The organism is Dietzia cercidiphylli (genome assembly GCF_014145145.1).
Taxonomy (GTDB): Bacteria; Actinomycetota; Actinomycetes; order Mycobacteriales; family Mycobacteriaceae; genus Dietzia; species Dietzia natronolimnaea.
Map to the genome: position 1 here is coordinate 1 of NZ_JAALEA010000288.1, position 14,403 is coordinate 14,403.

Sequence of the window (14,403 nt, forward strand, 5' to 3'; positions counted from 1 at the left end):
GGGGCCTACGCGGCCGCGGACCTACGCGCCCGCGGCGGGTCGGTCCCCGGCCCGTGTCCCCGGCGGACGCGGGATGGACCCCACGAACTGCATGGAGCGGTACGGCCAGCCGGCGGGGCCCGCGGCCGAGTCGTGGGTGTTCCACTGGCTCACGACCACGTGCCACTCCTCGGGGGTGGACCCCGGGACCGGGCAGCCGCAGTAGAGCTGGGCGACGCGTGCCGGACCCGCGGCGGGATCTGAGCCGTCGGACTCGTCGCCCCAGGCACAGCCGTGCAGGAGCGTGGTGTGGGTCGTCACCGACCTGTCCAGTAGGTCGGCGCCGATGTGCGGGAAGGTGAGGCAGTCGATCCGGTAGTGCTCGGCGTCGAAGTAGGTGAGGGTCCAGAAGTCCTCGCACCGCCGCAGGTACATCTCGCCGATGCGGCCCGGAAGCACGATTGTCGTGGGATTGCCCCAGTCCCAGGCGCCCTCGCGGTAGCCCCACGTCTGCCACCCGTTGACGCCGGGATCCGCCAGGTGCTCCTGGCGGACCCGCATGAGGATGACCCCCTTGTCCCGCTGGAACCCGGTCGACATGACGTAGACGAATCCGTCCCCGCCTGTCTCCCACGTCCACAGCTGGCGGTGGCCGCCCTCGAGCCGGGGGGAGAACGTGACACCGGTCGGCTCCCAGGTGCTCCCGTCGTCGACCGAGCGGTGGATCTCGGTCCGGGTGACCGTCCCCAGCCCCTCGTTGACCATGACGTGGAGATACATCGTGTCGCCGAGGGTCAGGACGTCGCCGGGGAGGACGGTGGAACAGCCCCGGGCGTGGACGTAGTCGATGAGTTGCCCCGCGTAGTCCGGCGGGCCGGGACCGGCCGCGCCCGTCCACACCAGGCCCCCGCCCGGGGCGGCGTCGTCGGCGAACAGGCCGACGGGGGACCGCCAGTCGGGGTTGCCCGGCCCCGGTCGCTCGTCGGTGGTGGGGGAGCACTCGGCGATCCCCGGGTGGGGGCGCCCCACGTGGGGGGCTCCCATCCCCGCTCCCGCGAAGGTGTCGCCGAACACGGCGAGCAGGCGTCCGGAGGGCGTCCTGGCGGTGATCCCCAGATCGGTCCCCTCCATACCGAACGCGGTGGTGATCCCGGGTCCCGTGAGGTCGCGGAGCTTCCGGGTGCTGGTCGGCGGGGCCGGGGTCGGCGGGCGCGAGTCCGTCATCGCTCCGACGCTACCGTCACGGACGACGGGTGGAGAGCCGATCGTGGACGCATCACAATTCGGTTAATGCACGGGCGGACCGGGATCCGGCACGCGTATGGTCGTCCGCGTGACACACCCCTTCGCCCGGGCGGGGCGCGAGATCGTCCCCGGCCACTGGTTCGGCCCCGCGGCCGTCGTGGCCGTGGGGTGCGCGCTCGCCTGGACCATCGTGGGGTTCGGTCACGGCGCGGCACCGGCGCTGCTGGTGTTGGCGGTGACCGCGGTGGTGGCTCTGTGGAACTCGCCGCTCAGGGTCACCGGTCACGAGCCCCTGCAGTCGGTGCGCAGCTCCTGCGTGGAGCACGCCGTGGTGGTGTTGTGGCGCCCCGGGTGCCCGTACTCCTCCGCGCTGCGGCGGCGCGCCGCCCGGGAGGGGCTCGAGGTGCACTGGGTCAACATCTGGCGGGACGAGGACGCCTACGAGCTCTGCCGCCGCATCAACATGGGCTCGGAGGAGACGCCCACGGCGATGCTGCTCGACCCGTCGCTCTCCGGACCCGTCGTGATCCCCGCCTCCGTACCGGGCATCCGTGAGGCCACCGCCGCCAGGCTCCCCCGGGGTCGGGCGAGACGCGCGATCTAGGCGGGGGCACCCCCGGTGCTCACCTGACCACCTCGTCGTCGTCCCACCTCGTCGTCGTCGATCCCGTCCCGCTCCTCGCCCGGCCTCACCTGGAGCGCAAGGACCCCCGCACGTCCCCGCACTCCGCCCCGAGCGCCATGTCGGCGATCCGACCCGAGTCACGCAGTTCGACCAACCGCGGCGCGACCCGATCGCGCAGGGCCCACGGGTCGATCGTGTTGACGTAGATCCCGGTCGCCCCCTCGAATCCGGCGGGGTTCGAGATCCGCCACTTGAGCACGATCCGCCACGGCATCGCCGCGCCGACCCCCGGTGGCCGGGTGTGCCACTCCTCGTTGGTGGGCACCAGGGGGCCCGTGGCGGCGTGGCAGGCGTGCAGGAGGTCGGAGACCCCGCGGAGCTCGTCCGGGGAGTGCTCCCAGGGCTCGCTCGCGGCGGAGCGCGAATAGATGACGAGGGCGGGATAGCGGTGCCCCACCCCGACCACCGCCACCGCGTGCTCGTTGGCCGCCAGCACCAGCCCCTCCGAGGCCGCGTGGTCGACCCCGAGCGTGGAGTAGAGGTCCGGCTCCGAGGCGAGGGCGGCCACCTCGCGACCGGTCTTCGCCGGGACCTCGTCGATCGCCACGAGTTGCTTGTGCAGGTGTGCGAACGACGCGCCCGCGGGACGCAGCCAGTTCTGGAACACCGACACGTACCGGGCATGGGGGTTGTCGGTGTACAGGTTCCGCATGGCGCGGACGGTGAAGGCGATGAACTGCTGGTGCTCGTCCGGGTCGAGGCACCCGGAGGAGGCGTGGCGGTCGGAACTCGTGGCGCCGTCGGTGAGGTGGCGGCGGGCCACCACGACGTCGTGGCAGCCACCGAAGAAGCTCTCGGAGTGGGCGGCCAGCTCCGCGGTCGTCATGGACTCGGCGTCCGCCGGATCCCCCTGTGCGGCGGCGATCCTGGTGCGGACCAGAGCGCGGACGTGGTCGGCGCCCTCGTCGGTCCCGAGATAGGCGGTCTGGTGCGCGGCGGCCCGGGCCGGGATCCGGTATCCGTGGACCGCTCTCCAGTAGTCCAGCGACACGATCTCGAAGAGGTTGCCGAAGAGCCGGAACTCAGGGGTCGTGAGGCCGAGCTCGTGCGCGGCCACCCGGTCGAGCGTCGTCCACGTGTCGCCGTCGCGCACCAGCCGTGACTTCTCCGGAGTGGTCTCGCGCAGCCGGGTCACGCAGAACGCGCAGTACGCCTCGGCCGCGTGGGGGTCCACCGGGAGGACCTCGCCTGGCGGATGGTCGACGGGGCGGTGGCCGCGGCCGGGAACCGTCCAGACCTCGGTGCCGGTGAAGGGGTTGATCTGCTTGACGGTCCCGTCCGCCATCCGGCGGAGCGGCTGGCTCCGGAGCGGCCTGTTCAGGGCCGACGGGGAGTCTGGAGCGGTGGTCACCCGGCGAGCCTAGGTGGTCGGGGGGAACTCCCGACGACGACGAGAGGAGTTTTCCGCCGCACCGGTGGAACTGTGACGGAAGTAACACTATCCTGAGATTTCACGATGTGCATATCGAGTAGGAGAGCAAGTGCTAGTGGTCCTTCGGCGGCCTACGGCATACACGACGGAAAGAGGGACGACAATGTCATTTAAGCGTTCGCGTCATCTGAGAATGGCGGCGCTCGCTGGGGCGGTGGCGCTTGCCGCCGTCGGCTCCCCGGCGGTCGCCAATTCCCAGACGGGATCGGCGGATCTCGGTCTAGGTGCCGGTTTGGGATTGGGCCAGAGCTTGGGTCTCGCGCTGGACCTCGAACTTGCGCTGGGCTCGGGAGAGCCCGGGTCTCTCGACGAAGTTTCCTCAGGTTCGGAAGACGTCGGCCTGCCGGCTGGGTCGCTGGGACCTGGTTCCCTCGATCCGGTGTTCGCAGGCTCTGAAGCCGGGTCCGATGCGCTGGAGGGGTCCGTGGAGGGTTCTCTGGAGCAGCCGGGTTCGCTGGATGGTTCCCTGGAGCCCGGGTCTCTTGATCCGGTGTTCGCTGGTTCTGAGGCCGGGTCTGACGCGCTGGAGGGTTCGCTCGGCGGCTCGTTGGAGGGGTCGAGCGAACTCGGTTCGGCTGAGCTGGGTTCGCTCGTTGGTTTGGGCCTGCTGTTGGCGCTCGGGTCGTCGGGCGATGGATCGCTCGGGCCCGGGTCGCTTGACGGGTCTTTGGACGGTTCCCTGGGGCCTGGTTCCCTCGATCCGGTGTTCGCCGGCTCTGAAGCCGGGTCCGATGCGCTGGAGGGATCCGTGGAGGGTTCTCTGGAATCCGGGTCTCTTGATCCGGTGTTCGCTGGTTCTGAGGCCGGGTCTGACGCGCTGGAGGGTTCGCTCGGCGGCTCGTTGGAGGGGTCGAGCGAACTCGGTTCGGCTGAGCTGGGTTCGCTCGTTGGTTTGGGCCTGCTGCTGGCGCTCGGGTCGTCGGGCTCCGAGGCGGGCGACGGGTCCCTCGCCCCCGGTTCGCTTGCGCCGCTCTCGGCCGGGTCTGACGCCGGATCGTTGGAGGGCTCGCTGGAGCCCGGGTCGCTCGCTCCGCTGTCGGCGGGGTCCGAGGCCGGGTCGCTGGACGGCTCCCTCGAGGGCTCCCTCGAGCCCGGGTCGCTCGACGACGGTTCGTTGGAGGGCTCGCTCCCGATGGGGTCCCTGGAGCCGGGTTCGGTGGAGGGGTCTCTCGCCCCGATCGGTTCCCTGATCGCGTCACTCGCCCCGTTGGGTTCGACGGCCGCGTCGGTGGCCGGTTCGGTTCCGATCCTGCTCCCGGTGGTCCTCATCGGAGGCTCGATCGCCGCCGCCCCGATGATCGGGCAGTCCCTGATGGACCTGAACATCCAACTCCCAGAGCTTCCGGGATTCCCCCCGTTGGCAGGTTCGGCCATGCCGGGACCAGCTCCTTTACAGCCCGTCGTCGAGGCTCCACCGGCCCCGGGGCCACCCACCCCCAACGGTCGCGGTGGTGAACCGGGCGCCCAGGGTGGGGTCGCGGTCACCGCCAACGCGGCCATCGTCACCACGGGTTCGCTCGGCGACTACGAGGTGGCGCTGCCGGACGGCGTCACCCTGCCCCCGTTGCCGTTCATCCGGTGATCTGACACCCCAACTGCCCCGCTCCGAGTGGTCCACTCGGAGCGGGGCAGTTGCCATTTCGGGAGCGAGAGTGCCCGTGACCTGAGAGAAATCTCACAGGGTGGAATCCGTATCCCACGTCAGTCCGCGTCGATTGACGAAACCCAATTGTGCGGCTACCCCCTTTTCCCCATATTATTTGCGGGCCAGAGCACCACGGTGATCTGAGTGCGGGTGCTCCAGCCACCACGGAGTCCGCCCGTCGACAAACGAAGGCGAGCAGATGATGACGACTCCCGGCCCCAGAGGCCTGTACCGCCCTGAATATGAACACGATTCCTGTGGTGTCGCGTTCGTCGTGGACATGTACGGACGTCAGTCCCGGGACATCGTCGAGAAGGCGATCGCCGCGCTCGTCAACCTCGAGCACCGGGGCGCTGTCGGCGCCGAGGCGAACACCGGTGACGGCACGGGTCTGATGATCCAGGTACCGGACCGGTTCTTCCGCGAGGTGATGCGCGAGGAGCAGGACCTGGAACTGCCCGAGGCCGGTGCGTACGCGACCGGCCTCTGCTTTCTCCCCCAGTCACGGATGCTGGCGATGGACGCCAAGCGCCTGGTGGAGAGGATCGCCGCCGAGCAGGGCGTCACTGTCATCGGATGGCGTGAGGTCCCGGTCGACGACTCGACGGTCGGCGCGATCTCCCGCGACGCCCAGCCGACCATCCACCAGATCTTCGTCAAGGCCGCGGGTGCCGACGGCGCCCTGCTCACCGAGCTCGCACTCGAGCGCAAGTGCTTCGTGGTCCGCAAGCGGTGCGAGCACGAGCTCGGATCCAAGGGGCCCGGCAAGGGCGACCTGGGCTCGGAGACCGTGTACTTCCCGTCACTGAGCCCCCGGACCTTCGTCTACAAGGGCATGCTCACGGAGAAGCAGCTCCCCGAGTTCTACCTCGACCTGCAGGACGAGCGCGTGGAGTCCGCCCTGGGCATCGTCCACTCCCGCTTCTCCACCAACACCTTCCCGGCCTGGCCGCTCGCGCATCCGTTCCGCTACGTCGCGCACAACGGGGAGATCAACACCGCCCGCGGCAACGAGAACTGGATGCGGGCCCGTGAGTCGCTCATGTCGAGCGAGCACATCGAGGACCTGTCGGCGGCCCTGCCCATCTGCACCCCCGGTGGATCGGACACCGCGCGGTTCGACGAGGCGCTCGAGTTGCTGACCCTGGCCGGCCGCACTCTTCCGCACGCCGTGCTCATGATGGTGCCCGAGGCCTGGGAGCGTCACGAGACCATGGACCCCGCCAAGCGGGCGTTCTACGAGTACCACGCCTCGCTCATGGAGGCCTGGGACGGTCCGGCGTCGATCACCTTCACCGACGGCACCGTGATCGGAGCGGTCCTCGACCGCAACGGCCTGCGCCCCTCGCGGATCTGGGTCACCGACGACGGTCTCGTCGTCATGGCCTCCGAGGTCGGCGTCCTGGACATCCCGCAGGACAAGGTGGTCACCAAGACCCGCCTGCGGCCCGGCCGCATGTTCCTGGTCGACACCGCCGCGGGGCGGATCATCGACGACCAGGAGATCAAGGAGCAGCTCGCCGCCGAGCACCCCTACCAGCAGTGGCTCGACGAGGGCATGGTCCGACTCGGCGACCTCCCCCAGGTCAGCCAGGAGATCATGAGCCACGAGCGCGTGGTGCTGCGGCAGCGGGTCTTCGGCTACACCGAGGAGGAGCTCCGCATCCTCGTCTCCCCGATGGCCGGTGTCGGCGCAGAGGCGACCGGGTCGATGGGTACCGACACCCCGCTTCCCGTGCTGTCCCAGCGGGCCCGGATGCTGTTCGACTACTTCGCCCAGCGGTTCGCGCAGGTCACCAACCCGCCGCTCGACGCCATCCGCGAGGAGCTCGTCACGAGCTACGGGGTGACGCTCGGTCCCGAGGGTGACCTCATCAACCCCGGCCCGGACTCCTGTCGGCAGATCAAGCTCGACAACCCGATCCTGGGCAACTCCGAGCTCGCCACGCTGCGGGCGGCGGGGGAGTCCCGCCCGGCGCTTCGCGCGGTGACCGTCCGCGGTCTGTACAACGTCGCCCACGGCGGGCGGGGCCTGCGCATCGCGCTGGACCGCATCCGGCGCGAGGTCTCGGACGCGATCGAGGACGGTGCCGCCGTCATCGTGCTCTCGGACCGTGAGTCCGACGAGCGCAACGCGCCCATCCCGTCGCTGCTGTTGACCTCCGCCGTGCATCACCACCTCGTCCGCGAGAAGACCCGCACCCGGGTCAGCCTCGTGGTGGAGTCGGGCGACGCCCGCGAGGTGCACCACATGGCGGTGCTGTTCGGCTACGGAGCCAACGCCATCAACCCCTACATGGCCTTCGAGTCGATCGACGAGCTCGTCAAGACGGGCGACCTCGCCGGGATCGACACGGTCGAGGCCTGCGCCAACTACCGCAAGGCGGCCGCCAAGGGCGTGCTCAAGGTGATGTCCAAGATGGGCATCTCCACGCTCGCCTCCTACACCGGCGCCCAGCTGTTCGACATCACCGGGCTGTCGCAGGAACTGTGCGACGAGTACTTCACCGGCTCGGTCAGCCCGATCGACGGGATCGGCCTCGACGAGATCGCCGAGGACGTGGCCCGTCGGCACCGCTTCGCCTTCCTGCCGCGTCCCGAGGAGGCCGCCCACCGCGAGCTCGAGATCGGTGGCGAGTACCAGTGGCGGCGCGAGGGCGAGTACCACCTGTTCAACCCGGACACGGTGTTCAAGCTCCAGCACTCCACGCGGTCCGGCCGATACGAGATCTTCAAGGAGTACTCGCGGCTCGTCGACGACCAGTCGGAGCGTCTCGCCACGCTGCGCGGTCTGTTCGAGCTCAAGAGCACCCGCCCGCCGGTGTCGATCGACGAGGTCGAGCCGGTGTCGGAGATCGTCAAGCGGTTCTCCACCGGGGCGATGAGCTACGGCTCCATCTCCGCGGAGGCGCACGAGACCCTCGCGATCGCGATGAACCGCCTGCACGCCCGGTCCAACTCGGGTGAGGGCGGCGAGTCGATCGCCAGGTTCAGCCCCGACCCCAACGGGGACTGGCGCCGGTCGGCCATCAAGCAGGTCGCCTCCGGCCGGTTCGGTGTGACCAGCAACTACCTGGCCAACTGCACCGACATCCAGATCAAGATGGCCCAGGGCGCCAAGCCGGGCGAGGGCGGCCAGCTGCCGCCGGGCAAGGTGTACCCCTGGGTGGCCGAGGTCCGTGGCTCCACGCCGGGCGTCGGGTTGATCTCGCCCCCGCCGCACCACGACATCTACTCGATCGAGGACCTGGCGCAGCTCATCTATGACCTGAAGAACGCCAACCCCGAGGCTCGGATCCACGTCAAGCTCGTCGCCGAGCAGGGCGTGGGAACCGTCGCGACGGGCGTGTCCAAGACACACGCCGACGTGGTGCTGATCTCGGGCCACGACGGTGGCACGGGTGCCTCGCCGCTGACCTCGCTCAAGCACGCCGGTGGACCGTGGGAGCTGGGCCTGGCCGAGACCCAGCAGACGCTGCTGGTCAACGGGCTCCGCGACCGCATCGTCGTCCAGGTCGACGGGCAGCTCAAGACGGGGCGCGACGTGATCGTGGCGGCGCTGCTCGGTGGCGAGGAGTTCGGGTTCGCCACCGCGCCGCTCGTCGTGGCCGGCTGCGTCATGATGCGCGTCTGCCACCTCGACACCTGCCCGGTGGGTGTGGCCACCCAGAACCCGGTGCTGCGCGAGCGGTTCAACGGCAAGGCCGAGTACGTGGTGAACTTCATGGAGTTCGTCGCGGAGGAGGTCCGCGAGTACCTCGCCGAGCTGGGCTTCCGGTCCCTCGACGAGGCGATCGGACACTCCGAGTGCCTCGACAAGTCCCGTGCGTTCGCCCACAACAAGCGGGCGGCCAAGCTGGACCTCGAGCCGGTCTTCGCCCAGGCGGACTCGCCCTTCATGCACCAGGACCTGCGCTGCACCAAGCAGCAGGACCACAAGCTGGAGGGAGTGCTCGACCGCACGCTCATCGAGGACTTCCGTTCGGTGCTCGTCGACCCGTCGTCCGGCCCGGCCACCGGTCGGTACCCGATCTGCAACGTCAACCGCTCGGTCGGCACCATGCTCAGCCACGAGATCTCCAAGGCGCACGGGGCCGCAGGCCTGCCGGACGGGTCCATCGACCTCACCTTCACCGGTTCGGCGGGCAACTCGTTCGGGGCGTTCCTCGCCGCCGGCGTGACCCAGCGTGTCTTCGGTGACGCCAACGACTACGTGGGCAAGGGACTGTCGGGTGGTCGGATCGTGGTCCGGCCCGCCCTGGACGCGGCCCCGGACTTCGTGGCGGAGGACAACATCATCGCCGGCAACGTGATCTGTTACGGCGCGACCAGCGGTGAGATCTACCTGCGGGGAATGGTGGGCGAGCGCTTCTGCGTCCGCAACTCCGGCGTCACCGCTGTGGTCGAGGGCGTGGGTGACCACGCGTGCGAGTACATGACGGGTGGCCAGGTCGTGGTGCTCGGGTCGACCGGGCGCAACGTGGCCGCCGGCATGTCGGGCGGTGTCGCGTACTTCTACGACCCGGACGGGCAGCTGCCCGTGAACCTCAACGACGAGCTCGTCGAGATCGAGGAACTGCTGACGGAGGACGTCGAGTTCCTGCACCGGATCGTCGAGCGGCACGCCGCCGAGACCGATTCGACCCGGGCGCGGGAGATCCTGTCCGGTTGGGCGCAGAACGTGAATCACTTCGTCAAGATCATGCCGCGCGACTACAAGCGCGTGCTGCTCGCCATCGAGCAGGCGGAGAAGGACGGACGCAACGTGGACGAGGCGATCATGGAGGCCGCAAATGGCTGACCCGAAGGGCTTTCTCAAGCACACCGAACGGGAGCTCCCCGAGCGTCGTCCGGTGGATCTGCGGATCATGGACTGGAAGGAGGTCTACGAGTCGACCACCCTCCCGGAGGACGACCTGAAGACCCAGGCCAGTCGCTGCATGGGCTGCGGCATCCCGTTCTGTCACCAGGGGTGCCCGCTCGGCAACATCATCCCGGAGTGGAACGACCTCGTGCACCGCGGGCGGTGGGACGCGGCGGTGGATCGTCTGCACGCCACCAACAACTTCCCCGAGTTCACGGGGCGGCTCTGCCCGGCCCCGTGTGAGGGCTCCTGCGTCCTGGGCATCAACCAGCCGGCGGTGACGATCAAGCAGATCGAGGTGGAGATCGCCGAGAAGGCATGGGAGGACGGTCCCATGGATCCGGTGATCCCCTCGTTCCGCACCGGCCAGTCGGTGGCGGTCGTGGGTTCCGGCCCGGCGGGGTTGGCGGCCGCGCAGCAGCTCACCCGCGCCGGGCACTCGGTGACGGTCTTCGAGCGCGATGACCGTATCGGTGGTCTGATGCGCTACGGGATCCCCGAGTTCAAGATGGAGAAGGAGATCATCGACCGGCGCCTCGCCCAGATGGAGGCGGAGGGCACGGTGTTCCGCGCCGGCGTCAACGTGGGCAAGGACATCACCGCCTCGCAGCTGCGCGGCGAGTTCGACGCGGTCGTCCTCTGTGGCGGCGCCACCATGCGACGGGATCTCCCGGTCCCGGGCCGCGAGCTCGACGGGATCCACCAGGCGATGGACTACCTGCCGCTGGCCAACAAGGCCGCGGTCGGTGACCCGGTGGTGGACTCCGACGGCCTGCCGGAGATCCACGCGCGGGATAAGCACGTGATCATCATCGGCGGCGGCGACACCGGCGCCGACTGCCTGGGAACGGCCACCCGCCAGGGTGCGAAGTCGGTCAAGAGCTTCGAGATCATGCCCAGGCCGCCCGCCACCCGTGCCGCCTCGACCCCGTGGCCCGTGTACCCGCTGATGTTCCGCACGGCGTCTGCGCACGAGGAGAACGGCGAGCGGGTCTACAGCGTCTCCACCGCCGAGTTCCTCGGCGAGGGCGGCCATGTGACAGCGCTCAAGGGTTCCGAGGTCAAGATGGTCGACGGGCGCTTCGAGCCGGTGCCCGGCACCGACTTCGAGTACCCGGCGGACCTGGTCCTGCTGGCCATGGGGTTCACGGGCGCGCAGAAGACCGGATTGTGCTCCGACCTGGGCGTGGACTTCAGCGACCGGGGCAACGTCGACAGGGACGACACGTACGCCACCAACGTCGACGGTGTGTTCGTCGCCGGGGACATGGGACGTGGCCAGTCCCTGATCGTGTGGGCGATCGCCGAGGGGCGCGCCGCCGCGGCCTCGGTCGACCGCTTCCTCATGGGGGAGACGGCCCTCCCGTCGCCCGTTCGACCCACGGACGTCGCACAGCGCTGACCGGGGGACGCGCGCCCGGGGGAGCACGGCGGGGTATTGTTTCGCCTTAATAGAACCTAAGATGTGAGGCAATTCGATCCAGGCCACCCCGGCCGCCGTCACGGAAGGCATACATGGTCCGCCGTCGCCCTGCCGCCGTGTCCGGTGCCGTGTTCGTCGGCCTGGTCGTGGCGCTCGTGGTCGCGCTGTGGCTGTCGGTCGCGATGATCGGTGGGCCCGCGGCCTCCGCACAGGGGACCGGCTCCGGGGCGAGGGTCGAGGTGACCGATCTCCCGGTGCTCAGCGAACTCCCCCCGCTCCCGGTGGAGGGGGACTCGCCGGACGCCGGGGACGGCCCGGACTCGTCCTCCCTGGGCATCTCCGGGGTGCAGACCGTCGCGCTGGGCCTGGCCGCCGCGGTCCTCATCGCCGGCGGGATGGGTCTGGCACTGGTCACGAGGCGTGGTCGTGCGGTGCCACCGGAGGAGCAGGCCCCACCCTCTGGTCCCGCCCCCTGACGACGGGGCCGATAGGCTCGGCGGTATGAGCCGCCATATCGCAGGACGCGGACGGGCCGCGCGGGTGACACCGCCGGCCGGTCCACCAGTGGACGACGTCGAATGTGATCTGGGCAGCAAGCTCACGCTCGGCCAGTTCCTCAAGCTGGCCTCGCTGCTCGATTCGGGGGCGGAGGCCAAGGACGCCGTCGCGGCGGGCGCGGTCAGGGTCAACGGGGAGGTCGACGTGCGGCGCGGTCGCGGACTGGCCGACGGCGACGTGGTGGCGTTCGGTGGCCGCGCGGCCCGCGTGGTCGCCCGTGACGGGCAGGGGAGGCCTCAGTGAACGAGATGACGTCCGGCGCCGTGCCGGCCCCGGTGGTGCTGCACGACGACGACCCGGGGGCCCGCCGCTACGCGGACTGGGTGGCGGAGGAGTTCGACGCCCGCAGCTCCCACCACGACGCCGTGGATCCCGCCGAGCTCGTGGTGGCCGGGACGGTGGTCCTGGTGACGGGCATGCGTCCGGGTGGCGGTCTGGGCGGCTCGGGGTTCATCAAGGACAACTGGGAGGCGCTCGTGGAGGCCGGTCGCCGGGTCGCCGTCGTCATGGTGGGCCCCACCCCGGTCACCGACGACGCCCGGATCGACCTGATGTCGAGCGAGTTCTCCGCCGACCAGCTCCGGGACCTCAAGCTGTTCCAGTTGCGCGGCGTGGTGACCCCCGACCAACTCGGGTTCCGGCAGCGGCTGGGGATCAAGACCGCGCTGGCGGCACTGCGCCGCAAACCGGATCTCACCCCGGAGGAGCAGTCGATGCTCGAGCTGGGCGGGCTGGATCTCACCGACCGGGTCTCCCTCGGCCCGCTCCTGCGGTGGATCAGACGCGAGGCATGACCCGTCCGGGGCGCCGGTCGCGGACGGTGTGATACCCGTTACACTTCGTGAGGACAGCCCCACGCCCGGGTGGGGTGCCTACCCGGAGGTTTCCTGACATGCGCACCACCCTGCTCGCCGCGGCGTCGTCCGCTCTGATGGCCACCGCCCTTCTCTCCGGGGCCGGGTCGGCGACGGCGGCGCCCGAGGAGCCGACGGACCCGTTCTGCGTGTGGATCCAGACGATGAACGGCGCCCGGTGCATGTCGGTCGATCCCGCGACCATCGACGCGCTCGGCAGTCTGGGCTACGGCTCCCTCGGCACAGGCTCGCTGATGAACCTGCTGACGACGCTCATCAACACCGGGTCCGTCGTCCTCTCCGTCGACGTGCCCAACTCGACCGGGTCGTACGCGCCCGGGTCGTTGGGCAGTTACGGGCCGGAGGCCTCGATCGGCGAGCTGTCGGTCGGCTCGGTCGGCACCTTCGCGGGCGCGTCCTGATCCGCTGACCGCTCGGCGACCCCGTCGGCCGCCACGCCCCGGCGTGGGGTGCGCGCCGGGGTCAGCGCACCACGATCCCGTCGGAGTCCGCGTAGAGCATGTCGCCGGGGACGAAGTCGACCCCGCCGAAACTCACGGTGACATCCCGCTCCCCGGCGCCCGTCTTGGACGACTTGCGGGGGTTGGTCCCGAGGGCCTTGCACCCGAAGTCCATCGTGCCGATCACCGCGGAGTCGCGGATCGCGCCGTGGACCACCACGCCGGCCCATCCGTTGGATCGACCGAGTTCCGCGATGAGGTCGCCGACGAGCGCCGTGTGCACACTGGCATCACCGTCGATCACCAGGACCCGACCCTCTCCGGGCTCACCCAGAACGCTCTTGAGCAGCGCGTTGTCCTGGAAGCACCGGACCGTGGAGACCGGGCCGAAGAACTCGGTGCGGCCGCCGAGGTCGCGGAACTGGGTGTCGCAACTCCGGACGCCCTCGCCGATCTCGTCGACGAGGTCGGCGGTGGGGACGAATCCGGTGGGGGTGTCGGTCATGGCGGGCCCTCCTGGTCTGAGTTCGGTCTCCCTCCACGCTATCCGGCGACGCTGCCCCGGAAGACCTCGGCCGTGGGGGACAATGACGCCCGAGGGTGTCACAGAAATTTGTCTAGACGTAGGAGGACCGATCCGTGGCCAGGTACGAGCTCCTGATCCACGCCCGCCGCGCCGTGGTCGACGGTCGTATCCAGCAGACGGCGGTCGCGGTGGACGGCGGCGTGATCTCCTCCGTGCGGACCGGGTCCGAGGCACGGGACATCGGGTTGGCGGGTGATCACACGATCGATCTGGGTGACGACGTCGTTCTGATGCCCGGGCTGGTGGACCCGCACGTGAGCACCGAGGACGTCGCGGTGGGCACCCGTTCGGCCGCCCTCGGGGGGATCACCACCGTGGTCGACTACGGGACGAACGGCGACCCGTCGGCCACCGACCCGGAGCAGGTGGACCGGTGGCGGGAGGGGGTGACCGGCGAGTCGTCCGTCGACGTGGGCCTGTGGGGCGCCGCGGTGCCCGGGAACCTCGGACGGCTCGGCGCGTTGCTCGACCGGGGGGTGTTCGGGATCTCCGCCGTGGCGGACGGGAAGGGCGTGGCGGGAACCCCCACCCTGAACAGTGAGGACCTGGCGGCGGCGGCGGAGGAGGTCGCCGGCCGCGGCGGGCTCTTCGCCGCGGACGCCGGCGTCGAGGACCTCCCGGTACTGCTGGACGTCTGTCGCCGGACCGGTGGTCGGCTGCACCTGCGGGCG

General features: G+C 70.1%; 11 protein-coding genes and 1 pseudogene. 9 read left to right on the forward strand and 3 right to left on the reverse strand.

All coding sequences use genetic code 11. The features are described 5' to 3' along the window. Window positions 1-21 precede the first annotated feature (21 nt). Window positions 22-1,203, reverse strand: a complete 1,182-nt coding sequence (locus tag G6028_RS10780; protein ID WP_182658832.1) for a DUF4185 domain-containing protein — start codon at window positions 1,201-1,203, stop codon at window positions 22-24. 109 nt (window positions 1,204-1,312) lie between these two features. On the opposite strand from G6028_RS10780, the gene G6028_RS10785 reads away from it, so the two are divergent. Continuing rightward, window positions 1,313-1,828: a thioredoxin domain-containing protein gene (locus G6028_RS10785; protein ID WP_259845726.1), complete on the forward strand. Its 516-nt coding sequence runs from the start codon at window positions 1,313-1,315 to the stop codon at window positions 1,826-1,828. 85 nt (window positions 1,829-1,913) lie between these two features. On the opposite strand, the gene G6028_RS10790 is transcribed toward G6028_RS10785, so the two are convergent. Next, window positions 1,914-3,194 (reverse strand): DUF4921 family protein, encoded by a 1,281-nt coding sequence (locus G6028_RS10790; RefSeq protein ID WP_182618251.1) that lies wholly within the window; start codon window positions 3,192-3,194, stop codon window positions 1,914-1,916. A gap of 571 nt (window positions 3,195-3,765) precedes the next feature. On the opposite strand from G6028_RS10790, the gene G6028_RS10795 reads away from it, so the two are divergent. The 7 genes from G6028_RS10795 (at window position 3,766) to G6028_RS10825 (ending at window position 13,107) form a co-directional block, all read left to right on the forward strand. Further along, window positions 3,766-4,923, forward strand: coding sequence for a hypothetical protein (locus G6028_RS10795; RefSeq protein ID WP_182658833.1), 1,158 nt, complete (start codon window positions 3,766-3,768; stop codon window positions 4,921-4,923). A gap of 262 nt (window positions 4,924-5,185) precedes the next feature. Further along, window positions 5,186-9,787, forward strand: coding sequence for a glutamate synthase large subunit (gene gltB, locus G6028_RS10800; protein WP_182658834.1), 4,602 nt, complete (start codon window positions 5,186-5,188; stop codon window positions 9,785-9,787). Continuing rightward, a complete protein-coding gene (locus G6028_RS10805; protein ID WP_182609888.1) occupies window positions 9,780-11,252 on the forward strand; it encodes a glutamate synthase subunit beta in 1,473 nt (490 codons plus the stop codon). The genes gltB and G6028_RS10805 overlap by 8 nt, the downstream gene beginning before the upstream one ends. A gap of 113 nt (window positions 11,253-11,365) precedes the next feature. Beyond that, entirely contained in the window at window positions 11,366-11,749 is a 384-nt protein-coding gene (locus tag G6028_RS10810) for a hypothetical protein (protein WP_182609887.1), read from the forward strand. 88 nt (window positions 11,750-11,837) lie between these two features. Then, the gene (locus tag G6028_RS10815; protein ID WP_338404201.1) at window positions 11,838-12,074 is read left to right on the forward strand and encodes an RNA-binding S4 domain-containing protein; all 237 of its coding nucleotides are present in this window, start codon (window positions 11,838-11,840) and stop codon (window positions 12,072-12,074) included. Window positions 12,075-12,079: 5 nt separating this feature from the next. After that, window positions 12,080-12,625, forward strand: a complete 546-nt coding sequence (locus tag G6028_RS10820; RefSeq protein ID WP_182609893.1) for a hypothetical protein — start codon at window positions 12,080-12,082, stop codon at window positions 12,623-12,625. Window positions 12,626-12,723: 98 nt separating this feature from the next. After that, entirely contained in the window at window positions 12,724-13,107 is a 384-nt protein-coding gene (locus tag G6028_RS10825) for a hypothetical protein (protein WP_182609885.1), read from the forward strand. Window positions 13,108-13,168: 61 nt separating this feature from the next. Here the strand turns inward: G6028_RS10825 and rraA are convergent, their stop codons facing one another. Further along, window positions 13,169-13,651, reverse strand: coding sequence for a ribonuclease E activity regulator RraA (gene rraA / locus G6028_RS10830; RefSeq protein WP_179524199.1), 483 nt, complete (start codon window positions 13,649-13,651; stop codon window positions 13,169-13,171). 134 nt (window positions 13,652-13,785) lie between these two features. Here rraA and G6028_RS10835 point away from each other — a divergent pair. Beyond that, window positions 13,786-14,403, forward strand: a pseudogene (locus tag G6028_RS10835) (amidohydrolase family protein); the annotation flags it as partial.